General features: G+C 67.4%; 24 protein-coding genes and 1 pseudogene. 10 read left to right on the plus strand and 15 right to left on the minus strand.

Translation table 11 applies throughout. The features are described from left to right. Nucleotides 1-112: 112 nt before the first annotated feature. On the minus strand, nucleotides 113-1,366 hold the full coding sequence (locus IEX88_RS05950; RefSeq protein WP_188849651.1) for a sarcosine oxidase subunit beta family protein: 1,254 nt from the start codon (nucleotides 1,364-1,366) through the stop codon (nucleotides 113-115). Nucleotides 1,367-1,467: 101 nt separating this feature from the next. Between IEX88_RS05950 and IEX88_RS05955 the strand changes: the two genes are divergently transcribed. After that, nucleotides 1,468-2,454 carry a GlxA family transcriptional regulator gene (locus IEX88_RS05955; protein ID WP_188849652.1) on the plus strand — a complete coding sequence of 329 codons (987 nt, stop codon included), beginning with the start codon at nucleotides 1,468-1,470 and terminating at the stop codon, nucleotides 2,452-2,454. Here the strand turns inward: IEX88_RS05955 and ocd are convergent. Both ocd and rocF read right to left on the minus strand, forming a co-directional pair. Continuing rightward, nucleotides 2,451-3,445 (minus strand): annotated as a pseudogene (gene ocd, locus IEX88_RS05960) (ornithine cyclodeaminase). The gene IEX88_RS05955 and the pseudogene ocd overlap by 4 nt on opposite strands. Before the next feature lies 1 nt (nucleotide 3,446). Next, nucleotides 3,447-4,376 (minus strand): arginase, encoded by a 930-nt coding sequence (rocF, locus tag IEX88_RS05965; protein WP_188849653.1) that lies wholly within the window; start codon nucleotides 4,374-4,376, stop codon nucleotides 3,447-3,449. 391 nt (nucleotides 4,377-4,767) lie between these two features. On the opposite strand from rocF, the gene IEX88_RS05970 reads away from it, so the two are divergent. Continuing rightward, nucleotides 4,768-5,205, plus strand: coding sequence for an Lrp/AsnC family transcriptional regulator (locus IEX88_RS05970; RefSeq protein WP_188849654.1), 438 nt, complete (start codon nucleotides 4,768-4,770; stop codon nucleotides 5,203-5,205). Between the two features lie 209 nt (nucleotides 5,206-5,414). Further along, on the plus strand, nucleotides 5,415-6,611 hold the full coding sequence (locus tag IEX88_RS05975) for a YeeE/YedE family protein (RefSeq protein ID WP_188849655.1): 1,197 nt from the start codon (nucleotides 5,415-5,417) through the stop codon (nucleotides 6,609-6,611). A gap of 107 nt (nucleotides 6,612-6,718) precedes the next feature. Here IEX88_RS05975 and IEX88_RS05980 read toward each other — a convergent pair whose 3' ends face one another. Together IEX88_RS05980 and IEX88_RS05985 are read right to left on the minus strand one after the other, a co-directional pair. Continuing rightward, nucleotides 6,719-7,357, minus strand: a complete 639-nt coding sequence (locus IEX88_RS05980; RefSeq protein ID WP_188849656.1) for a GntR family transcriptional regulator — start codon at nucleotides 7,355-7,357, stop codon at nucleotides 6,719-6,721. Between the two features lie 104 nt (nucleotides 7,358-7,461). Further along, nucleotides 7,462-7,629 carry a hypothetical protein gene (locus IEX88_RS05985; RefSeq protein WP_188849657.1) on the minus strand — a complete coding sequence of 56 codons (168 nt, stop codon included), beginning with the start codon at nucleotides 7,627-7,629 and terminating at the stop codon, nucleotides 7,462-7,464. On the opposite strand from IEX88_RS05985, the gene IEX88_RS05990 reads away from it, so the two are divergent. The 5 genes from IEX88_RS05990 (at nucleotide 7,610) to IEX88_RS06010 (ending at nucleotide 12,215) form a co-directional block, all read left to right on the plus strand. Then, on the plus strand, nucleotides 7,610-9,028 hold the full coding sequence (locus IEX88_RS05990; RefSeq protein WP_188849658.1) for a M20 family metallopeptidase: 1,419 nt from the start codon (nucleotides 7,610-7,612) through the stop codon (nucleotides 9,026-9,028). The two genes, IEX88_RS05985 and IEX88_RS05990, sit on opposite strands and share 20 nt — an antisense overlap. 72 nt (nucleotides 9,029-9,100) lie before the next feature. Next, the gene (locus tag IEX88_RS05995; RefSeq protein ID WP_188849659.1) at nucleotides 9,101-9,820 is read left to right on the plus strand and encodes an ABC transporter permease; all 720 of its coding nucleotides are present in this window, start codon (nucleotides 9,101-9,103) and stop codon (nucleotides 9,818-9,820) included. Then, a complete protein-coding gene (locus IEX88_RS06000) occupies nucleotides 9,820-10,548 on the plus strand; it encodes an ABC transporter permease (RefSeq protein WP_188849660.1) in 729 nt (242 codons plus the stop codon). Before IEX88_RS05995 ends, IEX88_RS06000 begins: the two co-directional genes overlap by 1 nt. Beyond that, nucleotides 10,545-11,330: an ABC transporter ATP-binding protein gene (locus IEX88_RS06005; protein WP_188849661.1), complete on the plus strand. Its 786-nt coding sequence runs from the start codon at nucleotides 10,545-10,547 to the stop codon at nucleotides 11,328-11,330. The genes IEX88_RS06000 and IEX88_RS06005 overlap by 4 nt, the downstream gene beginning before the upstream one ends. A gap of 36 nt (nucleotides 11,331-11,366) precedes the next feature. Beyond that, nucleotides 11,367-12,215 (plus strand): transporter substrate-binding domain-containing protein, encoded by an 849-nt coding sequence (locus IEX88_RS06010; RefSeq protein ID WP_188849662.1) that lies wholly within the window; start codon nucleotides 11,367-11,369, stop codon nucleotides 12,213-12,215. A 240-nt stretch (nucleotides 12,216-12,455) separates the two neighbouring features. Here IEX88_RS06010 and IEX88_RS06015 read toward each other — a convergent pair whose 3' ends face one another. From IEX88_RS06015 to IEX88_RS06035, 5 genes are all read right to left on the minus strand, one after another. Beyond that, a complete protein-coding gene (locus IEX88_RS06015; RefSeq protein ID WP_188849663.1) occupies nucleotides 12,456-13,298 on the minus strand; it encodes a universal stress protein in 843 nt (280 codons plus the stop codon). 190 nt (nucleotides 13,299-13,488) lie between these two features. Then, complete coding sequence (locus tag IEX88_RS06020) at nucleotides 13,489-14,415, minus strand: universal stress protein (protein ID WP_188849664.1); 927 nt, start codon at nucleotides 14,413-14,415, stop codon at nucleotides 13,489-13,491. 223 nt (nucleotides 14,416-14,638) lie between these two features. Beyond that, nucleotides 14,639-15,535 (minus strand): NAD-dependent epimerase/dehydratase family protein, encoded by an 897-nt coding sequence (locus IEX88_RS06025; protein WP_188849665.1) that lies wholly within the window; start codon nucleotides 15,533-15,535, stop codon nucleotides 14,639-14,641. A gap of 134 nt (nucleotides 15,536-15,669) precedes the next feature. Beyond that, nucleotides 15,670-16,668: an ABC transporter permease gene (locus tag IEX88_RS06030; RefSeq protein ID WP_188849666.1), complete on the minus strand. Its 999-nt coding sequence runs from the start codon at nucleotides 16,666-16,668 to the stop codon at nucleotides 15,670-15,672. Nucleotides 16,669-16,727: 59 nt separating this feature from the next. Next, nucleotides 16,728-17,468, minus strand: a complete 741-nt coding sequence (locus tag IEX88_RS06035) for an ATP-binding cassette domain-containing protein (RefSeq protein ID WP_188849667.1) — start codon at nucleotides 17,466-17,468, stop codon at nucleotides 16,728-16,730. A 740-nt stretch (nucleotides 17,469-18,208) separates the two neighbouring features. Here IEX88_RS06035 and IEX88_RS06040 point away from each other — a divergent pair. After that, a complete protein-coding gene (locus tag IEX88_RS06040) occupies nucleotides 18,209-19,198 on the plus strand; it encodes a sugar-binding protein (protein WP_188849668.1) in 990 nt (329 codons plus the stop codon). 224 nt (nucleotides 19,199-19,422) lie between these two features. Here the strand turns inward: IEX88_RS06040 and IEX88_RS06045 are convergent, their stop codons facing one another. The 4 genes from IEX88_RS06045 to IEX88_RS06060 all read right to left on the minus strand — a co-directional run bounded on the left by IEX88_RS06045 (nucleotide 19,423) and on the right by IEX88_RS06060 (nucleotide 23,335). Then, nucleotides 19,423-20,364 carry a dihydrodipicolinate synthase family protein gene (locus IEX88_RS06045; protein ID WP_188849669.1) on the minus strand — a complete coding sequence of 314 codons (942 nt, stop codon included), beginning with the start codon at nucleotides 20,362-20,364 and terminating at the stop codon, nucleotides 19,423-19,425. Between the two features lie 70 nt (nucleotides 20,365-20,434). Further along, a complete protein-coding gene (locus IEX88_RS06050) occupies nucleotides 20,435-21,445 on the minus strand; it encodes a TRAP transporter substrate-binding protein (RefSeq protein WP_188849670.1) in 1,011 nt (336 codons plus the stop codon). A gap of 13 nt (nucleotides 21,446-21,458) precedes the next feature. Further along, nucleotides 21,459-22,724, minus strand: a complete 1,266-nt coding sequence (locus IEX88_RS06055) for a TRAP transporter large permease (protein ID WP_188849671.1) — start codon at nucleotides 22,722-22,724, stop codon at nucleotides 21,459-21,461. Continuing rightward, entirely contained in the window at nucleotides 22,724-23,335 is a 612-nt protein-coding gene (locus IEX88_RS06060) for a TRAP transporter small permease (RefSeq protein ID WP_188849672.1), read from the minus strand. The genes IEX88_RS06055 and IEX88_RS06060 overlap by 1 nt, the downstream gene beginning before the upstream one ends. A gap of 262 nt (nucleotides 23,336-23,597) precedes the next feature. Between IEX88_RS06060 and IEX88_RS06065 the strand changes: the two genes are divergently transcribed. Beyond that, entirely contained in the window at nucleotides 23,598-24,275 is a 678-nt protein-coding gene (locus tag IEX88_RS06065) for a GntR family transcriptional regulator (protein ID WP_188849673.1), read from the plus strand. Between the two features lie 119 nt (nucleotides 24,276-24,394). Here the strand turns inward: IEX88_RS06065 and IEX88_RS06070 are convergent, their stop codons facing one another. Beyond that, on the minus strand, nucleotides 24,395-25,171 hold the full coding sequence (locus IEX88_RS06070; RefSeq protein WP_188849674.1) for an SDR family NAD(P)-dependent oxidoreductase: 777 nt from the start codon (nucleotides 25,169-25,171) through the stop codon (nucleotides 24,395-24,397). Nucleotides 25,172-25,288 lie beyond the last annotated feature (117 nt).

Raw genomic sequence — 25,288 nt, forward strand, 5'->3', positions numbered from 1 at the left:
ACGGCCCCGAGGATGACGAGCTGAGAAGTTGGCGCGGTGAGGATGACAACCTGAGAGGTACGCGCGGTGATGATAACGATCTGAGAGGTGGGCGCCGCCTCCATCACCGCGGTCAATGCAGGTTCGCCTGGGCGCCCTGGCCCTTTTCGTCGATGGCAAAACCGCGCCGGAACCGGTCCAGCCGGTAGGCGGCGGCCCTCGGTTCGGGCGTGTCGGTGGCGATGAGGTGGGCGAAGGCGTGGCCGGAGGCGGGCGTCGCCTTGAAGCCGCCATAGCACCAGCCGGCATTGACATAGAGGCCGTCCACCGGCGCCTTGTCGATGATCGGCGAGCCGTCCATGCTCATGTCCATGATGCCGCCCCAGGAACGCAGCATGCGCACCCGGCCGATCCCCGGCATCAGCGCCATGCCGCCCTCGCAGACGTCCTCCACCGTCGGCAGATTGCCGCGCTGGGCGTAGGAGTTGTAGCCGTCGATGTCGCCGCCGAAAACGAGGCCGCCCTTGTCGGACTGCGAGATGTAGAAATGCCCGGCGCCGAAGGTCACGACATTGTCGATCATCGGCTTGATCGCCTCGGAGACGACGGCCTGCAGCACATGGCTCTCGATCGGCAGGCGAAGTCCCGCCATCTCGGCGACGCGCGAGGAATTGCCGGCGACCGCCATCGCCACCTTCTTCGCCCGGATCGGCCCGCGGCTCGTCTCGACGCCGGCGACCGCGCCCGAGGCATCGCGCAGGAACCCGGTGACGGCGCAGTTCTGGACGATGTCGACGCCGCGCTCCGACGCGGCCCGCGCGTAGCCCCAGACGACGGCATCGTGCCGCGCCGTGCCGCCGCGCCGCTGCATCAGCCCGCCCTTGATCGGAAAACGCGCATCGTCGAAGGCGAGGAACGGCATCTCGCGCCGGACGTCGTCGAGCGACAGAAGCTCGGCGTCGATCCCCTCCAGCATCATCGCATTGCCGCGCCGGACATAGGCGTCGCGCTGCGCGACGGAATGGAAGAGATTCAGCACGCCGCGCTGCGAGACCATGGCATTGTAGCCGAGGTCTTGTTCCAGCCCCTCCCAGAGCTTCATCGACAGCTCGTAGAAGGCGGAATTGCCGGGCAGCATGTAGTTCGAGCGGATGATCGTGGTGTTGCGACCGGCATTGCCGGAGCCGATCCAGCCCTTCTCGACCACCGCGACATTGGTGATGCCATGGTTCTTGGCGAGGTAATGCGCCGTCGCCAGCCCGTGCCCGCCGCCGCCGATGATGACGACGTCATAGTCCGGCTTCGGCGCCGCATCGCGCCAGGCCGGCTGCCAGTGCCGGTGGCCGGACAGCGCGTTCAGCGCGAGCGAGAGAAAGGAATAGCGCATCGGCAAAGCTTCCGGCGGGAGCGGCTTGTCTATCCTCGCATGATCCGTCATTGCGGTACGGATATTTGTACGGGAGAGACGGTCTCTTGATCCGAAGCGACATGAGCACCAATGATGAGGGAGCGGCCGGGGAACCATCGGCCCCGACCCGCGTCGCGCTGCTGCTCATCCCCGGCTTTGCCATGATGTCCTATGCCTCGGCGCTCGAACCCTTTCGCGCGGCGAACACGTTGGCCGGTCGCCCCCTCTACACCTGGCGCCACATTTCCCCCGATGGCAGGCCGGTCGAAGCCTCCAGCGGGCTCGTCCTCGCCGTCGACGGCGGCCCGGGGGAGGGGGAGAGGCCGGACATGCTCTTCGTCTGCGCCGGCGGCAATCCGGCCCTGTTCGACGATGCCGCCACCTTCGCCTGGCTGCGCACGCTGGCGCGGCAGGACATCGTCATCGGCGGCGTTTCCGGCGGGCCGGTGATCCTCGCCCGGGCCGGCCTTCTCGACGGTTTTCGCGCGACCGTCCACTGGGAGCACGCCCCGGCCTTTGCCGAGGATTTTCCGGATGTGACGCTCGTCCCCTCGCTCTACCAGATCGACCGACGGCGCCTCACCTGCGCCGGCGGCGTCGCTGCGCTCGACTTGATGCACCAGGTGATCGCCGAAGCGCACGGCGCGGAGCTTGCCCGCGCCGTCAGCGACTGGTTTTTGCAGGCGCATGTGCGCCCCGGCGGCGGCGGGCAGCGCCTGCCCCCGCGCGAGCGTCTCGGCATTTCCAGCCCGCCGCTCGAAAAGGTCGTCACGGCCATGGAGGGCCAGTTGGAAGAGCCGCTCCGCCGGACCGCGCTGGCCGCGCTCGCCGGCCTCTCGCCCCGCCAGCTCGACAGGCTCTTCGCCGCCCATCTCGGCACCAGCCCGGAGCGCTTCTACCTCTCGCTGCGTCTCGACCGCGCCCGCCAGCTGCTGCGCCAGACCGGCCTCTCCGTCACCGAAATCGCCGTCGCCACGGGTTTTGCCAGCGGCAGCCATTTCTCCCGGGCCTACCGCCAAAAGTTCGGCACGGCGCCGACGGGGGAGCGGCGGGAGCGCAGCGTTTAGGCTGCCGCCGCGCGCAACAGCATGCCGAACAGGTCGCGCGGCTCGTCCGGATCGGCGAGGAGGTCGATCTCGGCATAGAAGCCCGTGCCCGGCAGTTTTGCCTTGACGTAGCGCAGCGCGGAAAAGTCTTCGGTGGCGAAGCCGACGGAGTCGAACAGCGTGATCTGCGCCGCGTCGCGCCGCCCCACCGCGCGGCCGGCGATCACTTCGGACAGTTCGGTCACGACATGGTCGGGGGCGAGCTGCTGGATCTCACCCTCGACGCGCGTCTGCGGCGGGTATTCGACAAAGATGTCGGCGCGGTGGAGGATGCCGGCAGGCCCGCGCCGACGAGGTTGTCGGTGAGGATGGTGGCGTTCTGCTTGTCGGCGGTGACGGTGGTGACGATGTCGGCGCCCTCGACCGCCGCCTCGACGTTCTCGCAGATCGTGATGTCGAAGCCGAAGCCGGCAAGGTTTTTTCGGCATTTCTCGCTGGCGGAGACGTCGATGTCGTAGAGGCGAAGTCTGTCGATGCCGAGAAGCGCCTTGAAGGCGAGCGCCTGGAATTCCGACTGCGCGCCGTTGCCGATGATCGCCATCGTGCGCGAGTCCTTACGCGCCAGATGTTTGGCCGCCACGGCCGAGGTCGCGGCGGTGCGCAGGGCGGTGAGGATGGTCATCTCCGAGAACAGCACGGGATAGCCATTCGCGACGTCCGCCAGCACGCCGAAAGCGGTCACCGTCTGGCGGCCGTCGCGCATGTTCTTCGGGTGGCCGTTGACATATTTGAAGCCGTAGATCGCGCCGTCCGAGGTCGGCATCAGCTCGATCACCCCTTCCGCACTGTGGGAGGCGATGCGCGCCGTCTTGTCGAACACTTCCCAGCGGGCGAAATCCTCCTCGACGAAGGCCGAGAGCTCGCAGAGAAAGCGCTCGACACCGATGGAGAGCACCAGCTTCATCATGTGGTCGACGCTGACGAAGGGCACGAGGTTGAGGTTCGGCAGCATCTCAAAAGCTCCTGGTGGGGCGGTCGAGGACGCGCCGGCCCATCAGGCTCGCGGCGAGGTCGACCATCAGAAGCGCGGTGCGGCCGCGCTCGTCGAGAAAAGGGTTGAGCTCGACGAGGTCGAGGCTGCGCACCAGGCCGCTGTCGTGCAGCATCTCCATGACGAGATGCGCTTCGCGGAACGTCGCGCCGCCCGGCACTGTCGTGCCGACGCCGGGGGCGACGGCGGGATCGAGAAAATCGACGTCGAGGCTGACATGGAGGAGGCCGCCGGAGGCCGCGACCTGATCGAGAAAGGCGCCCAGCAGCGGCGCGATGCCGTGCTCGTCGATCGCCCGCATGTCGTGGACGAGCACGCCCGCCTCGGCGAGCGCCGCGCGCTCGGCCGGATCGACGCTGCGCAGGCCCAGCATGCAGACATTTTCGGGCTTCACCGCCACGGCGAGCGGCGGAAACACCCCGGCAAAGCCGGGGCGGCCGGTGGCATAGGCCATCGGTACCCCGTGCAAATTGCCGCTCTTCGTCGTGTCCGGCGTGTGGAAGTCGGGATGGGCGTCGAGCCAGAGCACGAAGAGGTCGCGTCCTTCTTCCGCCGCGCGCCGGCTCATGCCGGAAACGGTGCCGGCGGCGAGGCTATGGTCGCCGCCGAGAAAGATCGGCAGTCCCTCGCCGCCGGCGGCGAAGGCGACATCGGAGAGAAGCGCCGTCCACGCGACGATCTCCGCCAGCTTCTTCAGCGCCGGATTGGCATGCGCCTGCGGCCCCGATGGCGGGGCGGGCGCGACATTGCCGCGGTCGACGACGGCAAAGCCGAGTTCCTGCAGCGCGCCGGCGAGGCCCGCCGTGCGATAGGCGCTCGGCCCCATGTCGCAGCCGAGCCGCCCGGCGCCGTCCTGCACCGGCACGCCGATGAGAATGCAGTTCCTGTCCATCGTCTCTCCACCTCTCGCCAAGGCAGAAGGATAGCCGCGACGGGTGGCGGAAAGAACGAGGCAGATTGGCAGAATGTGCGATAAGGCTTGGCGGAATGCGCGATTGGAGTAGCCGATATGCACATGGCTCTGTTTGCGATGGTCGGGAGAGGGCCATCTGACGTCGGACGTGGCAACCCCCCTCTGCCCTGCCGGGCATCTCCCCCTCAAGGGGGGAGATCGGCTGATTTTTCCCGCACGTTGCCCGGTACAGGAAGTGCCGCGACAGCAACGAGACCGATCTCCCCCCTTGAGGGGGAGATGGCCGGCAGGCCAGAGGGGGGTGCCTCGCGCAATCGCCTGCCAGCGGCCACCAGACCAACAACACCGCCTCGCCACCCCGGGAGCCCCCATGGACGATCTCGACCGCCAGCTGATCACCCATCTCCGCCACAACGGTCGGCGCTCGGTGTCCGACATCGCGCTGGAGCTCGGCGTCTCGCGCGCCACGGTGCGGGCGCGGATCGAGAAGATGGAGGAGCGCGGCGACATCGTCGGCTATACTGTGATTCTGAGGGCCGACGCGGTGTCGCTGCCGGTGCGCGGGCTGACGCTGGTCGAGGTCGAGGGCCGCAAGGCGGACCGCGTCGTCGAGGCGCTGGCCGGCTTTCCCGAGATCGGCGCCGTCCACACTACTAACGGCCGCTGGGATCTCGTCGTCGAGATTTCCGCGCAGAACCTGTCCGATCTCGACGCCGTCCTGCGCCGAATGCGCCTCATCGACGGCATCACCGCGTCGGAAACGAACCTCTTGCTTGCCACGCCGCGGAGCACGCGGGCGCGGCTTTGAAGCATGATCCCGAAAGGTGGCGTTCCGGCTTTCGGGAAAGATCATGCTTTAGGCAGCAAAGTTGCCCCATGCCCGCCGGCGATCGCTGCGGGGGACGTAAGAACCAAGGAATACGAACGATAATCTCCCATCGCGCCCGCATTTAGATTCCCATGCGTCGCGGCTGCCGGGCTTCGGGCATAAGTCTGCCACAACCCTGGAGCCTGCCCATGTCGTCGATCACCTCGTCCCCCTCCCGTCTTTCCCTTCCCCCGACCTTCGGGACGGCGGGTTTCGTCTCGCTGGCGGTGCTGCTGATCGGCACGCTGGCGCTCGGCCTCTCCTATGGTCCGGCCCATGGCGCGCTCTTTCTCGTCGGCGGCGCGCTCGGCATCGCACTATATCACGCGTCTTTCGGCTTCACCGCGGCGTGGCGGGAATTCATCCTGGAGGGCCGCGGCCGGGGCCTCAGGGCGCAGATGGTGCTTCTCGCTCTGGCGGTGGTGCTGTTCTTTCCGGCGCTCGCGGCGGGCACCTTGTTCGGTAATCCGGTGTCGGGCCTCGTCCAGCCGCTCAGCCTGTCCGTCGTCATCGGCGCCTTCCTCTTCGGCCTCGGCATGCAGCTCGGCGGCGGCTGCGCCTCCGGCACGCTGTTCACCGCCGGCGGCGGCAATGCGCGCATGCTGGTGACGCTGTTCTTCTTCATCGTCGGCTCGGTGCTGGCCACGGTGAATTTCGACTGGTGGGTGTCGCTGCCCTCCTTCGCGCCGGTCACGCTCGTCTCGCTCGGCGCCCCGGTCGGCATCCTCGTCTCGCTCGCCGTCTTCGCCGCCATCGCGGCCCTCACCATCGTCGTCGAAAAGCGCCGCAATGGCGCGCTCGAGACCACGCCGCCGGCCCCGCGCCACGGGTTCTCGCGCTATCTTCGCGGCCCCTGGCCGATCGTCGCCGGCGCGGTGGCACTCGCTCTTCTCAACTTCGCGACCCTTGCGCTCGCCGGGCGCCCCTGGGGCATCACCTCGGCCTTCGCGCTTTGGGGCGCCAAGGGCGCGGACCTCATCGGCTTCGATCCCTCGGCCTGGGCCTACTGGCAGAGCGCGGCCAATGCCAAGGCGCTGCAGGCCAGCGTCTTTGCCGACATCACCTCGGTCATGGATTTCGGCATCATCGCCGGCGCCATGCTGGCAGCGGTGCTCGCCGGCAAGTTCGCGCCGAACTTCCGCATCCCGCTGCGCTCGCTCGCGGCCGCCGTCGTCGGCGGGCTGCTGCTCGGCTACGGCTCGCGCATCGCCTATGGCTGCAACATCGGCGCCTATTTCTCCGGGATTGCCTCGGGCAGCCTGCATGGCTGGCTCTGGGCCGTGGCGGCCTTTGCCGGCAACATCCTCGGCGTGAAGGCGCGGCCGTTCTTCTTCGACCGGGCCTAAGCAAAGGCGGGGCCGATTCAGCCGAGCCACGGCCTCCGCACCTGACTTGACAGCGCCGCCGCGGCATCAGCCGGGCGGCGTTGTCGTGCGCAGCAGGGAACGACGTCTCAGCCAGGGCGCTCAGCCCCCGGTGCGCCACCGAGGCCCTGCCGGATATGCGCCTCGATCACCGTCCGCAGTTTTGGCGCATCCCGCGCCTCGATCGCCGCCACCATCTCGAAATGCTCCTCCGCCGACTGCTCGATACGGGCGCGTGTCGCCCATTGCGAGGCCGGGGCGGGGGAGGTGCGCAGGCGCAGCTCCTCGACGAGGTCGACGAGGCTGCGATTCCCCGTCAGGTCGAGCAGCGCGCGGTGGAAGCGGAGATTCGCCTCGTAGATCTCGAAGATCGTGCCGTCCGGCAGCAGGCGCCGAAAGGTTTCCGCAAGGGCTGACAGCCTGGCGATGTCGGCGGCTTCGGCGCGTGCCACGATTTCCGGCGCGGCGCCGGTCTCGAGATAGAGGCGGATGTCGCGGATCTCGATCGCCTTGTCGTCGTCTTCGCGGTGAACGTAGTAGCCGCGGTTGGGCACATATTCGATCAGCCGCTTGTGGCTGAGCTGCTCCAGCGCCCGGCGGATGTCGGAGCGGTTGCGGGCATAGCGTTCCTGCAGGTCGATCTGCTTCAGCCAGGAGCCCTGGGAAAAGCGGCCCTCGCGGATGTCGGCGGCGATCCTGTCGGCCAGGCTGCCCAGTCCCTCGCTCATCGCCTGCCTCCTCGCTTTCTCCTCGATGCCATGGCCGCCGTTCCGCTGCAATCTGCCACCGGAGCATGCTGCCGAAAAACGAGGCAGAATCGGGGTTTGCACCGTCACGAAAATCGTGCATTCATATTGGCACCAATTTTGGCGCAATCGCGGATCCGGTGCAAGCCGGACGGGCCGGCGTCGGACGGGCTGGAACCGAGGCGGCGCGCGAACAGCGCCCTTCGGCAATGCTCGGCAGGCAGGAAGACACGCATGACGAACAGCAATGCCATCTGGGCCCATGTCGAAGCCGAGACGCCGGACTTCATCGCCCTCAGCGACCGGGTCTGGGGCATGCCCGAGCTGAACTTTGCCGAGACGCGCTCGGCCGCCGAGCATCTCGCCATGCTGGAGGCCAAGGGGTTTCGCGCTTCGTCCGGCATTGCCGGACTGCCGACGGCGGTCATGGGCGAAGCCGGCGAGGGCGGGCCTGTGATCGCCATCCTCGGTGAGTTCGACGCGCTGCCGGGCCTCAGCCAGGAGGCCGGCGTCGCCGAGCACCGCGAGATCGAAAAGCGCGGCAACGGCCATGGCTGCGGCCACAATCTGCTCGGCGCCGGTTCGCTGCTCGCCGCCACCGCGGTGAAGGACTGGCTCGCGGCGAACGGCATGGCCGGCCGCGTGCGCTATTACGGTTGCCCGGCGGAAGAGGGTGGCTCGGCCAAGGGCTTCATGGTCCGCGAAGGCGTGTTCGACGATGTCGACATCGCCATCTCCTGGCACCCGGCGCCGCTCGCCGGCGTCAACAACCCCATCTCGCTCGCCTGCAACGAGGTGGTGTTCGAGTTCCGCGGCCGGGCGGCGCATGCCGCGGCGTCGCCGGAGCTCGGCCGCTCGGCGCTCGACGCGGTCGAGCTGATGAGCGTCGGCGTCAACTACATGCGCGAGCACATGCCCTCGACCGCCCGCATCCACTATGCCGTGATCGATTCCGGCGGCATCGCGCCGAACGTCGTCCAGGCCTATGCCAAGGTGCGCTATCTCATCCGCGCCCGCGAGCTCGGCGAACTGCACGCCCTCCTGAAGCGCGTGCAGAAGGTCGCCGAGGGCGCAGCCCTGATGACCGAGACGCAGGTGACCAGCCACATCGTCTCCGGCGACGCCAACCTCATCGGCAACACGCCGCTGGAGCAGGCCATGCACCGCCAGCTCGAGCGGCTGGGGCCGCCGGTCTTCGACGCGGCCGACCAGGCCTTTGCGCGCGAGATCCAGGCGACGCTGAGCGAGGAGGACATCGTGGCCGCCTTCGCGCGTTTCGGCATGACGCCGCGCCGCGACACCGCGCTCTGCGACACCATCTTTCCGCCCGAGGCCGGCGACGGCACGCATGTCGGCTCGACCGATGTCGGCACCGTCAGCTGGGTCGTCCCGACCGTGCAGATGCGCGGCGCGACCTATGCCATCGGCACCCCTGGCCATTCCTGGCAGCTGGTCGCACAGGGCAAGACGCCCGCCGCGCACAAGGGCATGGAGCATGCCGCCAAGGTCATGGCCGCTACAGCCGCCGACCTTTTTGCCGATCCCGCACTGATCGCTGACGCCAAGGCCGATTTCGCCAGGCGGCGCGAGGGCCGACCCTTCGTCAACCCGATCCCCGACGACGTCCAGCCGGAACTGCCGTCCGCCGGCTGATCTCGCCTTTCGAGGCCGTCCCTCTCGACCCTCCGGAGGCGCCGCCCTCCGCAATGGAAGTTCTCCCGCCCGATGGACCAGCCCGGCTTCCTGCAACTGATGAGCTTTGGCCCGGGCGGCTGGGCCCCGGCCATGCTGATGGGCGCCGGCGTCACGGTGATCCTGGCGCTGACGGGCTTTGCCCTCGGCGCCTGTTTCGGGGTCGCCGGCGCCTATGCCAAGATTTCCGGCGGCCCCGTCGCGCGGCGGGTGGCGGACGTCTACACCACGGTGCTGCGCGGCATCCCCGATCTCCTCATCATCTATCTCTTCTATTTCGGCGGCAGCGCGGTGCTCACGGCTGTCGGCCGCTTCTTCGGCGGCGAGGGTTTTGTCTCCATCCCCGCCTTCCTCGCCGGCGCGCTCGCCATCGGCGTCGTGTCCGGCGCGCAGCACACGGAGGTGTTTCGCGGCGCCTTCCGGGCGGTGCAGCCGGGCGAGCTGGAGGCGGCGACCGCCGCCGGCATGTCGCCGGGGCTGAAATTCCGGCGCATCGTCGCGCCGCTGGCTTTGCGCCACGCGCTGCCGGGCCTCGGCAATGTCTGGCAGGTGGTGCTAAAGGAGTCGGCGCTGGTCTCGGTCACCGGCACGGTGGAGCTGCTTCGGCAGTCGCAGATCGGCGCGGGGTCGACGCGCGAGCCCTTCGATTTCTACTTCGCCGCCGCCATCCTCTACCTCTGCATCTCGACCCTCTCCAACCTCGCCTTCCGGCGCGCCGAAAAACACTACAGCCGCGGCGTGAGGAGAGCCTGATGGATTTCGGATTCTTCGCCGAGGCCTTCTGGCGCCTCCTTCCCGGCGTGCCGATGACGCTGCAGCTGGCCTTCCTGTCCTGCGCCTTCGGCGCCGTGCTGGCGCTGATCCTCGCCTCGATGCGCCTGTCCGGCGTCCTGCCGCTCGATCTCTTCGCCCGGGCCTATGTCTTCGTCTTCCGCGGCACGCCGCTGCTCGTCCAGATCTTCCTGATCTATTACGGCCTCAGCCAGTTTCCGGCGCTGCGCCAGAGCTTTCTCTGGCCGATCCTGCGCGAGCCCTTCGCCTGCGCCGTCATCGCGCTGACGCTGAACACCGGCGCCTATGCCAGCGAGATCATCCGCGGCGGGCTGCTCGGCGTGCCGCACGGCCAGATCGAGGCGGCGCGGGCCTGCGGCATGTCGCGGTTCCTGCTGTTTCGCCGGATCGTCCTGCCGCTCGCCATTCGCCAGGCGCTGCCGGCCTACGGCACCGAGATCATCCTGATGGTCAAGGCCACCTCGCTCGCCTCGATCATCACCCTGATGGAGCTGACCGGCCTCGCCGCCAAGATGATCTCCGACACCTACCGGGTGATCGAGGTCTTCGTCGTCGCCGGCGCGATCTACCTCGCCATCAATTTCGTCCTGACGCGGATCGTGCTCATGCTCGAACACTGGCTGACCCCGCATTTGCGCGCCCGCAAGGAGCCGGCGATTCTCGTCGGCCAGATCGGAGACCAGGCATGAGCACTGCCCTCGAAACCGGCACGCCGAAGGTCGCGGTCGAACTGACGGATCTCCACAAGCGCTTCGGCTCGCTGGAGGTGCTGAAGGGGATTTCAGTCAAGGCGCACGAGGGCGAGGTCGTCTCCATCCTCGGCGCTTCGGGTTCCGGCAAATCGACCATGCTGCGCTGCATCAACATGCTGGAGGTGCCGACGTCCGGCACGGTCGCCGTCGGCGGCGAGACGACCGCGCTGACGGCCAACCGGCGCGGCGAGACCATGCCGGCGGATCGCAAACAGGTCGACCGCATCCGCTCGCGCGTCGCCATGGTGTTCCAGACCTTCAATCTCTGGTCGCACAAGACGGTGCTGGAAAACGTCATCGAGGCGCCGATCCATGTCCAGGGCCGGCCGCGCGCGGAGGCGATCGAGGAGGCCGAGGCCATGCTCGACAAGGTCGGCATCGCGGACAAGCGCGACCAGTATCCGGCGCATCTCTCCGGCGGCCAGCAGCAGCGGGCGGCGATCGCCCGGGCGCTCGCCATGCGGCCCGAGGTGATGCTGTTCGACGAGCCAACCTCGGCGCTCGACCCCGAGCTCGTCGGCGAGGTGCTGCGCGTCATGCGCGCGCTCGCCGAGGAGGGCCGCACCATGCTCGTCGTCACCCACGAAATGGGCTTTGCCCGCGACGTCTCCAGCCGTGTCCTGTTCCTGCACCAGGGCCTGATCGACGCCGAAGGCACGCCCGCGACGCTGTTTGGCGGCGGCGGCTCGGAGCGCTTCCGAAAATTCATCGCCGGCTGAGGCCGCGCCCTGCTTTCACAACGAAGAGGAAGTCCCATGAAGAGCCTGCCGAAAATCCTCGCCATCGCGCTCGCCGCGTCGAGCCTCCTTGCCGGCGTCGCCGCGGCGAAGGACTGGAAGGAAGTCACCATCGCCACCGAGGGCGCTTTCCCGCCGTGGAATTCGACCGAGGCGGACGGCACGCTCGTCGGCTTCGAGATCGACCTCGCCAAGGACCTCTGCGGCCGCATGAAGGTGGAATGCAAGGTCGAGGCCCAGGCCTGGGACGGCATCATCCCGGCGCTGACGGCCGGCAAGTTCGACGCCATCATGTCCGGCATGTCGGCGACGGCCAAGCGCGAGGAAGTCATCGGCTTCTCCACGCCCTACGGCTCGACCGGCCAGACTTTTGCCGTGCTGGAAGGCAGCGACCTCGCCAAGATGCCGCTGAACGGCGAGCTCTTCCCGCTGGAGAGCGACCCTGAGGGCGCCGCCAAAGCCGTCGAGACGATCAAGCCCGCCTTCAAGGGCAAGGTCATCGGCGTCCAGGCCTCCTCGATCGCCGAATCCTTCCTGCAGAAGAATTTTGCCGATGTCGCCGAGATCCGCGAATACAAGACGACGCAGGAACACGATCTCGACCTGATGTCCGGCCGCGTCGACGCCATCATGGCCTCGATGGCCTATGTCACGACGGCCGCCAAGGACGCCGCCAACAAGGGTCTTCAGCCCGTCGGCCCGCGCTTTCAGGGCGGCATGCTGGGCAGAGGTTCCTCGGTCGGCCTGCGCAAGGAAGACACCGAGCTGAAGGCGCTGTTCGACAAGGCCATCGCCGAGGCCAATGCCGACGGCACGATCAAGACATTGTCGGACAAGTGGTTCGGCTTCGACGTCTCGGTCCGCTGATCCAGCGGGGATGACGGGAGCCGGTCGCCGGCCCCGTCGTCCCGCCGATCGCGCGGGCGAAGGGTGATCACGCGCCCGGGCCGCCTCTGACGGCTTCGCGAACGCCCGGCCGTAGGGGCCGGGCATCCGGCCATGGCTGGGCGGGGACCGGCTAGCCCCCGCGCGCCGGTCCCCGCTTTGCGCGGCCCTGTCGATCCTCCCGGCCGTTTCCGGCACCGATCTCCAGGCCGCATCCCGGCGTCAGTGCGACAACAGCACCGGCACGGTCATGTGCTTCAGGATGTGCTGCGTCACCCCGCCGAACAGCATTTCGCGCACCCTGGAATGGCCGAAACAGCCCATGACGAGAAGGTCCGAGCCGTGGTCGGCAAGGCTCGACAGGATGTCGTCGCCGGCCGAAATGTCGGCGCTGTAGGACGTCGCCGCCTCGACGGGAATGCCATGGCGGGCCAGCGCCACCACCAGGTCGTCGGCGCTGGCAAGGCCCGCGGCCGGACGGTCGCGCTTCGGATCGATCGCCAGGATCCGCACATGGTGGGCCGCCTGCATCAGCGGCACGGCGTCGAAGGCGGCGCGGGCCGCTTCGCGCGTGCCGTTCCAGGCGACGAGGACGCGCTCACCGACCTGGCTGAAGCGGCCGGCATAGGGCACGGCCAGCACCGGGCGGCCGCATCCCATCACGAGGTCGGCGAGCATCGGGTCGCCGCCGGCGTCGGCGTCGGGGTTCTGGCCGGCGATCACGAGGTCGGCGCACATGGCGTGGCGATTGAGGAGGCGACCATTGTCGGGGCGCAGCGTCTGCTCGCACCGCCATTCGGTCTTCGTCGCGCCCGCCGCGCGGGCCTTCTCGCGAAACATCGCCTCGATGGCCTCGGCCTCGAACTGGCGCAGGCGGTGTGTTTCCTCGATGAAGCCGGCCGGGATCTCCGCCGGAAACATGCCGATGCTGGCGGTGATATCGGCCGGCATGACGTGCACGCCGGCGAGATGGGCATCGTGTCGATCGGCGAGCGGCAGCGCGAGGTCCATCAGCGCCTCGGCCCGGTCCTTGGAATCCAGCACCACCAGAATGGTCTTGTACATCACCTGTTGTCTCCCGATGCGGTGCCAGGACGGGGCCTCCCGATCCTGGCGTGCCGGCAGACTGGCCCTCTTGCCGAGCCGCTGCCTTGATCTGCCGCAAGCCGGAAGAGGCGGCTTCTCGGCCGCTCCAAAGCCGGAAGTGCCCGTCCGCGCCGGCGACGGAGCGACGTGGCCGCGGGCGTCGCGCTTCTCAGTGCGCCATGAGCAGGGGCACGGTGCTGCGGGTCAGAAGTTCGCGCGTGACGCCGCCGAGAAGCATCTCGCGCAGGCGCGAATGCCCGTAGGCGCCGATGACGATGAGATCCGCCCCGAGGATCGCCGCCTCGTTCAAGAGGGCATCGGCGCGCGAACTCGGATGCGACAGGCGCCGGACATCGACGGAGACGCCGTGCCGCGCCAGGTGGCGGGCCATGTCGGCGGCGGGCAGCGAATCGTCCTCATCGTCGGCGGAGCCCTCCGCGACCTCGACGAGGTGGACGCGCCCGGCGTTTTGCAGAAAGGGCAGGGCCGCCGCGATGGCGTGGGAGCACTCGGTGGTATCGCGCCAGCCGATGACGATCGTCTCGGGATCCTTCGGCTGCACCGCTTCGGGCGGCACCACGAAGACCACGGCGCCGGCGTCGAACAGGACGGATTCCAGGAGATCGGGCCCCGCACCACCCTGCGGCCGCCCGAGGACGACCATGTCGACGGCCCGGGAAAGCTGGGCCAGGGTCCTGCCGATCTCGTGCGACAGGCCGTCGGCGCGCAAGAGGTCGGTCGCGGCGTCCAGCAGCAGGAGTCGCTGGCGCGCCTGCTGTTCCGCCGTATCGGCGAGGGCCGCGTCGTCTCTCCAGAAGGCCGCGGAAAGCTGGCCGAGATCGGGTCCGACCGAGACGAGCGCCGAGGGGATGACATGGGTGAAGACCCCGCGCACATGCGCGCCGAAGACCGTGGCGATCATCTCGGCATGGGCAAGGTTCGCCACGTCCTGCCCGGAGCCGTCGAGATGCACGAGTACGTCGCACACTGGCCCGGCGACCCTCTCTTTGTCCGCCTGGACCGGCTTCGGCAGCGCCGACTTGTCGCTGTAGGCGGCCATGCTGCGGCCGGCACCGCGCGTGCGCACTTCGTTCATCGCCATGTCTCCCATCATGGAGAACAGAAACCTCCATTTCCGGAAACTCTAGCCGCTGCCGGCGGGCCAGCCTTGATTCGGATCAAGCGACGAGCCGGCGATCGGCGGGTAGAAGCGAAAGGCCCGTCGGGCCCCCCCGACGGGACCCCCGCCGCCGTGCGCGGCGGCGGTATTCGGGAGCGTCCCGGTGGCGGCGACTTTGCCATGCCACCGGGAGTCGCGATCAGCCCTGCTTGACGTATTTCCGCCAGTCGTGGACGTCCTCGAAACCGAGAACCTCGCGGATCTTGCGGTTGGACAGCGGTGCTTCCCTCGGCCCCAGTTCCCGCGTCAGCGGGATGTCCGGGCAGTATTTTGCCAGGAACTCCGCCGTCGGCAGGTCCGCGGTGATGGTGTCGTTGACCGCGTTGAAGACCTGGAAGCCGAGGCCGTCCTTGCCGAGGCAGAGGTCGACGATCTGGCCGAGATCGCGCGCGTCGATATAGCTCCAGGCATTGCGCTTGCGCGACATCGGGTCGGCGAGGAAGGCGGGGAACTTGTCGTATTCGTGCGGCTCGATGACGTTGCCGATGCGCAGGGCGTAGATGTCGACGCCCGAGCGCATGGCGAAGGCCCGCGCCGTCTTCTCGTTCACCACCTTGGACAGGCCGTAGCTGTCCATCGGGTCGATGTCGTAGTCTTCCTCGAGCGGGAAGGAGTGGTAGTCCTTGTCCCCCTCGGCGAAGCAGACGCCGTAGGTGGTCTCGCTGGAGGCGATGATGATCTTCTTGATGCCGAGCTTCACCGCCGCCTCGATGACATTGTAGGTGCCGACCGTGTTGATGCGGAAGGTCTCGTTGTCGGGCCGGATGAGGACGCGCGGCACGGCGGCGAAATTGACCACGGCATCGATCGCCGCCGGGCCCTTGCCGCTCTCAAAACCCTCGAAGCCGAAATGCGAGGAGAGGGCGTTGAAGACTTGGCCGCTGTCGGCGATGTCGGCGATCAGCGTGTTGACGCCGGGATGGTCGAGCGGCACGAGATCGACGTTCAGCACCTCGTGACCCTTGTCCACGAGATAGGGGACGACGTGGCGCCCGGCCTTGCCGGTGCCGCCGGTGAAGACGATGCGTTTGTTCATGAAATTCTCCCGAGATAGGTCGGCGCCGCCTGCCGCCGTCGGCGCGACGCGCCGGGCGTCGTCCGCGGCGCCATGGTCATGCAGCGAGGGCGCTGGGTCGAAAAGGCAAGGTCTCTGGCTTCAAGCCCGCCGGATTAGTCGCTCTGCCGGAAATTGCGCAGGCGGTCGAACAGCACGGCCAGGAGGATGGCGCCGCCGATGAAGGTGCCCTGCCAGAAGGCGTTGATGCCGAGGAGGCCGAGGCTGTTGCGGATCACCTCGATCAGCGCCGCGCCGACCAGGGCGCCGAAGGCCGTGCCGATGCCGCCGGCGAGATTGGCGCCGCCGATCACCGCCGCGGCGATGACCTGCAGCTCCATGCCGGCGCCGATGTTCGTCGTCACCGCGCCGAGCCAGCCGGTCTGGATGATGCCGGCAATGCCGGCCGACAGCGCCGAGATCATGTAGACCGCGACTTTGATCGGCTTGACCGGCACGCCCGTCAGCGTCGCCGCATGCTCGTTGCCGCCGATGGCGAAGACGTGCCGGCCGAACTTCGTCCAGCGCAGCACGAAGCCGGTGATCAGCGCCAGGACGACCATGTATATCACCGGGTTGGCGATGCCGAAGAGCCATGCCCCGCCGCCGAGCGACAGGAGTTTGTCGTGGTCCGGACCGAACTGGAAGACGACGGTGTTGTTGGAGGCGACCATGGCGAGGCTGCGCGCCACGGACAGCATGCCGAGGGTAACGACGAAGGGCGGAAAGTTGAGATAGGCGACGAGGATGCCGTTGAACGCGCCGACGAGAAGCGCCGTGCCGATGGCCGCCGCAATGCCGACCTCGATCGAGTAGCCGGCATTCATGGTCACCGCCAGCACCATGCTGCACAGGCACAGCACCGAGCCGACCGACAGGTCGATGCCGCCGGAGATGATCACCATCGTCATGCCCAGCGCGATGATCGCGGTGAAGGTGACGTTGCGGCTGATGTTGTAGAGATTCTTCGTCGAGGCGAAGGAATCGGTGGCGAAGGACAGGAACAGGCAGGCGAGCAGGAGGGCGACCAGGACCCAGAAGGTCTGGCTCGCCATCTGCCTCGCCAGGAAGCTTTTCGGCTTGTGCTCGATGGGCTGATCCAGCGTGATGGCCATGGTCGGTCTTCTCAGCGGTCGGCCCCGGACGTCGGGGCCCGAATATCGGGAAACAGGGTTCAGGCGAGTTCGATGGCGCCGGTGATGAGGCCGGTGACTTCTTCCGGCGAGCTCTTGGCGATCACCTTGTCGGCCACCTTGCGGCCGCGGCGCATGACGATGACGCGGTCGGCGACGTCGAAGACATCCGGCATGCGGTGGCTGATCAGGACGACGGTGATGCCCTGGTCGCGCAGCCGCCGGATGAGGTTCAGGACCTCCGCCACCTGGCGCACCGAGATCGCCGCCGTCGGCTCATCCATGAGGACGATCTTGGCGTCCGAGAGGCGCGTGCGGGCGATGGCGACGGCCTGGCGCTGGCCGCCGGACATCTTCTTCACCAGATCGCGCGGCCGCGTTTCCGATTTCAGCTCGGCGAAGATTTCGCCGGCGCGGCGGTACATGCCGGCATAGTCGAGAATGCTGAAGGGCCCGAAACCGCGCTTCAATTCGCGGCCGAGGAACACGTTCGCCGCCGCCGTCAGATTGTTGCAGAGCGCCAGGTCCTGGTGGACGATCTCGATGCCGTGCTGGCGCGCCTCCACCGGGTGGTTCATCACCAGTTCCTTGCCATCCATGCGCAAGTGACCGTGATTGGGCCGGAAATTGCCGGCGATCATCTTCACCAGCGTCGACTTGCCGGCGCCGTTGTCGCCCATCAGGCCCATGACTTCCCCGCGTTCGAGCGAAAAGGACACGTCGTTGACCGCCTGGATGGCGCCGAAATGCTTGGAAATATTCTGGAGCTCGAGAACGGCCACGCGACGTTGATCCTCTGGCATAGACTGAAAAGGCCTGCTGCGGCGGACTGCCGGCAGCGGCCTTCATTCCCTTCCGCCTGACGCGAAAACGACTTCCCCAGCACTAGCGCACACTCTTCCGCCGGGCGTCAATCGAGCTTCTCTTGTGCAATGCAGTATAAATTTTCCTTGCACTGCAAAAATAATCCAGTGCTTGGAATAAATACTGTTGACCGTCGCCGGAAGCCAAGATTAGATCGACATCGGCCGACCTGGTCCTCCCGGAGGACCGTCCGGCTGTCGCTCGGCGGATGATCGACGACGGCAGGCGCAGGCCTGTCGACAGGGGTTCTTGATGCAGTCTGGGCGGTAAGCCGGGCCGTAAGTCGGGGTCGGGGCGGTAGAGGGCTGCGATCCGCGTCAGCGTCGGTCGACTGGCTCTGCCACCCCCGACCGGGAATGCAGGCGGGCGGCAGGAGACCGCACGGCAGGAAGCCGCAGGGGACGCGAAGGGCAGGGGGCGGGAAAGACAGGACACGAATAGGCAAAACACGCCAAGGCGGGAGGCTTTGGGGCCACCCAAGCGGCGGGCTTTGACCGCAGTGTGACCGGAAGGTGCGGGGCCCGTCTCGTCGCCGCGCCGGTCGGCGAGCAGTGCCGGAAAACTTCCGGATTTCGACCGGCGGACCGCAGTCGCAAGAACTGCTGCCGCCATTCAGCCGACCGCCGTCGAGGCGGCGGACATCCATCGGGAGGAACAGATGAAGAAACTGACCCTACTTGTCGCCGCCGCCGCGCTGGCGCTCGGTGCCGGGCCGGCTCTGGCCAAGAAGCAGCTCGTGATCGTGGTGAAGGGGCTCGACAATCCCTTCTTCGAGGCGATCAACCAGGGCTGCCAGAAGTGGAACAGCGAGAACGCCGATTCCGAATATGAGTGCTTCTACACCGGCCCGGCCTCGACCTCGGACGAAGCCGGCGAGGCGCAGATCGTCCAGGACATGCTGGGCAAGGCCGACACCGTGGCCATGGCGATCTCACCCTCCAACGCCAAGCTGATCGCCCAGACGCTGAAGGTCGCCGCGCCGACCATTCCGATCATGACCATCGACGCCGATCTCGCCGCCGAGGATTCGGCCCTACGCAAAACCTATCTCGGCACCGACAACTACCTGATGGGCAAGAAGATCGGCGAGTACATCAAGAAGGCCAAGCCGGACGGCGGGACCGTCTGCTCGATCCAGGGCAATCCCGGCGCCGACAACATCCTGCGCCGCGCGCAGGGCATGCGCGATGCGCTCTCCGGCCAGGAAGGCCTCGGCGCGCTGGCCGGCGAGGGCGGCTGGACGGAAGTCGCGGGTTGCCCGGTCTTCACCAATGACGACGGCGCCAAGGGCGTGCAGGCGATGACCGACATCCTCGCCGCCAATCCCGATCTCGACGCCTTCGGCATCATGGGCGGCTGGCCGCTGTTCGGCGCGCCGCAGCCCTACCGCGACCTGATGCGGCCGCTGGCCGAGCGCATCGCCTCGAACGACTTCGTCGTCGGTGCCGCCGACACGATCGGAGACGAAGTGGCGATCGCCGGCGAAGGCCTCGTCACGGCCCTGGTCGGACAGCGTCCGTTCGAGATGGGCTACAAGGCCCCCTCGGTGATGATCGACCTGATCGAGGGCAAGACCGTCGAGGATCCGGTCTTCACCGGCCTCGACGAATGCACCAAGGACACCGTCGACACCTGCATCCAGAAGTAAGCCAAAGGGAGCGCCCGCCAGCCGGGCGCTCCCAATTTTTCTGCGCCCTGATGGACGAGATCGCACCGCAGGCGCTGGCGCCCGGCGACGTGATTACCGCAGAGCGGCGTCATTTCAGCGGCCATGCGCGGAGATCGCGGCAGAAGCCGTGGATCAGAGCTGGGACGGTCTGGTCCACCGCTTTCAGGATGGGCCGCCGGTATCACCGGCAGCCCAAGGGCCCATCAGGCCGCGGCGGCATTCCAGTTCGCATACCAGGTCTGGAACAGCCGATACTGCGCCTCGGCATAGCCGCGCTGCGAAGCGCTGAGGACGTCGGTTTCGTTGAAGTGCAGACCGTAGCCGGCTTCCCCGTTCAGCTCCATCAGCAGCTTGTAGTAGAGAACGAGATCGGGGCCTTCGTCGAAGGAAGAGAGGACGCCGAGCGCGGCTTCCAGCTCCAGCGCCTTGCGGCGGGCCTCGACGTCGCCGGCGGCCGCCTGCTTGCACAGGGCGACCAGCTGAAGCACCTCGCGAGGCAGCGCATTGCCGATGCCGGTGATGGCGCCCGACGCACCGCAATTGACGAAGCCGTGGAAGACGTTGGTGTCGACGCCGACCATCAGGGTCACGTCCGCGCTGCCCGAGGTGATCGTCTCGGCGGCGTAGCGCAGATCGCTCGCCCCGCCGAATTCCTTGAAGCCGATGAGATTCGGGTGCTCTGCGCGCAGGGCGAAGAAGAGGTCGGCGCGGGTCGCAAAGCCATAATAGGGGCTGTTGTAGATCACCGCCGGCAGGTCCGGCGCGACCGACAGGATCGCCTTGAAATGCGCCTTCTGCGCCGAGGGCGAGGAGCCGCGCGACAGGACGCGCGGAATGACCATCAGGCCCTTGGCGCCGACGCTGGCGGCATGGGCGGCGTGGGCGACGGCCGAGGCGGTGTTGACCGCACCCGTTCCGACGATCACCGGCACACCGGCTTCGGCCAGCGCCGCGACGCCGGCCATGCGCTGGTCGTCCGTCAGAAGCGGCCAGTCGCCCATCGAGCCGCAATAGACGACGGCCGACATGCCGGCATCGACCAGTTTTTGGCCCGTCGCCACCAGGGCCGCGAGGTCGGGTTGGCGGTCGGCGGTGCAGGGCGTCATCAGGGCGGGGATGCAGCCGGTAAAGATCGTGGTGTCCATGGAGATCGGTCCAGAAAGAGATGAGACGGGGGCCGCCCGCTGCGGGGCGGCCGAAAGGGAGGAGCGAAGCTTAGAGGGTCGCGCCGAGCTTGCGAAGATCGGCCAGCGCCGGCGCCTTCGGCTGCCAGATCGCGTCATACTGCGCGATGACGGCATCGGCATCGGCGACCTTGACGTCCTTGATCGGAATGCCGGCGGCCGAGAAGCTTTCGACGAGCTTCGGCTCGTTGACGACCGTTTCGTCGATCTGGGCGGAAAGGGCTTCCCGGGTCAGCCGCGTCAGCAATTCCTGGTCGGCGGGATCGAGCGTCTTCCAGACACGGCCGGAGACCAGAGCGACGCAGGGCATGAAGATCGCGTTCATGCGCAGCATGGTCTTCGACACCTTGTCGAAGCGCTGGTTCCAGGAAAGGTCGAGATCGGCCTCGAGCCCGTCGACCTGGCCGTTGGACATGGCGTCGAAAACCGCCGGCGTCGGGATCGGCGTCGGCGTCGCGCCGAGGAGGCCGTAGAAGTCGCGATAGGCCGGCGTCGTGTTGATCCGCAGCTTCATGCCCTTCAGGTCTTCCAGACCCTCGATCGGCCGGGCCGAGAAGACGACGCGCATGGTGGTGATGCCATAGGCAAGACCCATGGTGCCGGTCTCTCTCGGGAGGACGTCCAGCAAGGACAAAGCCAGCGGATCACGCACCAGCTTCGCGACCTTCGCCGTCGAATCGACGATCCAGGGGGCGTTGATCGCGGCGATGGAGGGAACGCGCGAGCCAAGTTCGGCGGTCATGATCCAGCCGAGGTCGAGCGCGCCCGACTGCATCTGCTGGAGCATGGCCGCCTCGTTGCCGAGCTGGCCCGAGGGGAAGAGCGTCAGCGACAGGCGGCCGTTCGTCTCCGCCTTCAGGCGCTCGCCGACCTTGGCGGCGGCGAGGTTCCACGGGTGGCCGTTCGGCGTGATGATGCCGAGGCGGAAGTCGCGGGCTTCCTGGGCGCGCACGATGCCGGGCGTGGCAAGGCCCAACACGCCGGCGCCGGCAACGGCTGCGGCCGAATGGAGAAGGGAGCGGCGGGTCAGAAGCGTGCTCATGGGACGAGGCCTTTCAGTTGGCGAGAAGAAGGGAGAGCGACGGGAAGATCGAGAGCAGCAGAAGCAGCAGGCAGGCCGCGAAGAAGAACGGCAGGGTAACGATGAACATCCGTCCGACCTTGGCTCCGGTCACCGCCGAGGCGACGAAGAAGCAGAGGCCGACCGGCGGCGACAGGAAGCCGAGCGTCAGGTTGATCACGGCGACGACGCCGAAATGGATCGGGTCGATGCCGTAGACTTCGGTCGCGATGGGCAGGAGGATCGGCACCGTCATGATGAGGCCCGGCGCCCCGTCGATCGCCGTTCCGATGACCAGGAGGATGACGTTGACGAGGAGCATGAAGGTGACCGGATCTTCCGCGACGGTCTGCACCCAGGCGGCCACCGCCTGCGGCACCCGGCCGTAGACGAGCACCCAGGAGAAGATCGCGGCGGCGGCGACCAGGAACAGCACCACGGCCGCATAGATGCCCGAGCGCACCATCATCGCCGGAAGGTCGCGAAAACTCAGCTGGCGGGTCCAGAAACGGCCGATCAGGATGGCGGCGAGCGTGCCGACGGCGGCAGCTTCGGTGGCGTTGGCCAGCCCGGTGAGGATCGAGCCGACGATCACCACGGGGATGATCAGCGTCGGGATCGCATCGAGGACGACGCGCAGGCGCTGCGCCCAGTCCATCCGCTCGCCGCGCGGATAGTTCTGCCAGACATCCATGATGGCGATGACCGTGCAGAACAGCACGGTGAGGAGGATTCCCGGCACCAGACCGGCCATCAGCATGTCGCTGACCGGCACCTGGGCCATGACCGAATAGATCACGAACATGATGGAGGGCGGGATGATCGGCCCGAGCATGCCGGCATAGGCGGTGAGGCCGGCGGCAAAGGTCTTGTCGTAGCCCTGGCGCTCCATCTCCGGCACCATGACCTTGGCCATGATCGCGACCTGCGCGGTCGCCGAGCCGAGAATGGAGGAGATGAACATGTTGGCGACGAGGTTGACGTAGGCGAGGCCGCCCTTCAGCTGCCCGACGATCGCCATGGCCATGGCCACGATGCGCCGGGTGATGCCGCCCCCGTTCATCACCTCGCCGATCATGATGAACAGCGGGATCGAGATCAGGCCGTAGCTGTCGACGCCGCCAAACATCTGCGGGACGAAGGACTGGAACAGCAGCGGGTTGCCGGAGTCCCAGATGAAGGCGATGGAGGCGAGGCAAAGGCAGATGCTGATCGGCACGCCGACGAGCATCAGGATGAAGAAGGCGCCGCCGGTGATCATCAGTTCACCCCCTGGCCGGCATCGAGCGGGGGACGCTCGGGGCGGGCGACGAGGCCGAGATCTTCGGCGAGATTGGCGGCGCCATGGAGGATGGTGGTGAGGGCGAAGAGCGGCACCACGCCCATCACGATCCAGGTCGGCCATTCCAGCGTCTGGGTGCGCTCGGTGTAGAGGAAATTGAAGCTCTCGCCGGCATAGGCCTGCGCGTCGAAGCCGGCCCGGGCGATGCCGATGGGGTCGAGCCAGATCCAGCACATGGCGGCGAGCGCCAGCGAAAAGCCCAGCACGATCAGGGTCGCCCCGGCCTGGAACGCTTTGGCGAGGCCCGGCTTCAGATATTCCGTCAGGAGAGCGACGGAGAAATCCATGCGCAGGCGCGTCATGCAGGAGGCGCCAATGAAGGTCAGCCAGACCATGGCGTAGACGGAAGCCTCGTCATTGCCATAGAGCGGCATGCGCGCATAGCGCGTGACGACGTTGACGAGGATCAGCGCGAACAGCAGCGCCATCAGCAGGCCGAGCAGGATCTTCTCGATCTTCAGCACGCCTTCCGAAGCGCTTTGCAGGGCCCGCAGGGGCAGGGGTGCCTTGCGGGCGGGCCAGGTGTTCATGAGTCGCTCCTTCGAACGCGGGGGCGGCCGCGTTTGAAAATGCGGCCTGGCGCGGGAGCCCGTTCGTCATGCCGGAAAACCGTGGTTTCCATGCACCGAGACACCTGCTGGGGCGACAATCGCATATTGGATCCAATTTGCAATGAGGTCCGAGTGTTTTGCTGCTATAATTCGTGCCATCAAACGGAATGTATATTATCTACGCTGACTGCCCGCAGAATCGTGCCCGCTTGCACGTTCGATAGGCTTTGCAAGGATCTCGATGCTCAGGTTGAAAACCACCGATATCGGGCGTGCCGCCTCGGCCGCCGATCTCATCGTCGAGTCCCTGCGGGAAGCCATCGTCCAGGGCGAGCTGCGCGATGGCGAGCTCTTGCGCCAGGATCAGATCGCCTCGCTCTTCAACGTCAGCCGCATTCCGGTGCGCGAGGCCCTGGCGCGATTGGAAGCGCTCGGTCTCGTCACCAACCAGCGCTACAAGGGGGCCGTCGTCGCCTCGCTGTCCCTCGATGAGATCGCCGAGACCTTCGAGTTCAGGGCGCTGATCGAGCCCGAGGTGCTGCGTCTGGCAGCCGCCAGCATGAGCCGCGAGTCCCTCGACGAGGCGGCTCGGCACTGCCAGGCCTTTGCCGCAGAGACCAATCCGGAGCTTTGGGCGCAGCTCAACCGCGCCTTCCACTACGCGCTCTATCGCGATGCGAACCGCCCCTATCACCTGCAGGTCGTTTCCAGCGCGCTCGACAAAGTGGGGCGCTATCTCAAGGCGCAGCTCGCTCTGACCGATGGCATGGACCAGGCGCGCCGGGAGCATCAGGCGATCCTCGACGCTTGTCTGGCGGGCGACGGCGACCGGGCCGCGGAGCTCACCCGGGCCCATATCCTCGACGCCAGCCACTCCCTCGTCGCGTTTCTCCAGCGCGAGCGGGGCGAGCAGGCCTGATTTCGGCGTCGCGGGGCTCAGACCATACGGGCAGCCGGCGATAGAGGTGGCTCGTCCAATCTTCACAGCGGGATGAGTGGATTGTCTGCCTCAAGGCGGCCAGGCCGGGCGCCTTCGCGTCAGGCGGCCATCCAGCCGCCGTCGACGAAGAGATTATGCCCCGTCAGATAGGTCGCCTCGTCGCTGGCGAGAAACAAGGCGGCATTGGCGACGTCCTGCGGCGTCCCGAGGCGCGGCCAGGGCGTCCGCTGCTCGGAATAGTCGATCCACTTCGGCTCGATGGCCCGGCCGCTTTTGCCGGTCAGGATCTTGCCGGGCGCGATGCCGTTGCAGACGATGTAGTCCTTGGCATAGTCGGCGGCGATCTGCCGGGTCATATAGGCGATGCCGGCCTTGCTGACGCCGTAGGCGAAGTCTTCGGGCGCGCTGACATGGCCGTGCTGGGAGGAGATGTTGATCAGCCGCCCGCGTGCCTCGCCAACGACGGGCTGCGACACCATCTGGCGCAGAACGGCCCGGGCACAGAGATAGGCGCCCTTGAGACTGACATCCATCACCCTGTCCCAGTCGGCTTCCTCGGTTTCCAGAAGCGCCTTGCCGGCACGCAGGACGGCGTTGTTGACGAGGATATCGATCTTGCCGAACCGCGTGACGGTTGCGTCGACGAGCGCCGTGACGGCATCCGCCTTCGCGACGTCGGTCTTGACGAACAGCGCCGTCCCGCCCTCCCGCGCGATCACGTCGGCGACGGGTTCGCCGCCTTCGATGGCCTCCGTCGTGATGTCGGCGACGACCACCGCCGCGCCGTGCTGCGCAAAATGCCGGGCGATGCATCGTCCGATCCCCGAGGATCCGCCGGTGACGATCGCCACCTTGCCTGCCAGTCTCTGGGTCATTCCTCGGTATCCTCTTCTGTCGCAGGGAAGCCTTGGCCACGCCGCGACCCGGCGCGGCCATGCCGGCCGGGGTATCGCGTCACCACGGCCGCGGCGGGAGGCCGCGGCATGGCCGGG

It is taken from the genome of Aureimonas glaciei (assembly GCF_014643375.1).
GTDB lineage: Bacteria > Pseudomonadota > Alphaproteobacteria > Rhizobiales > Rhizobiaceae > Plantimonas > Plantimonas glaciei.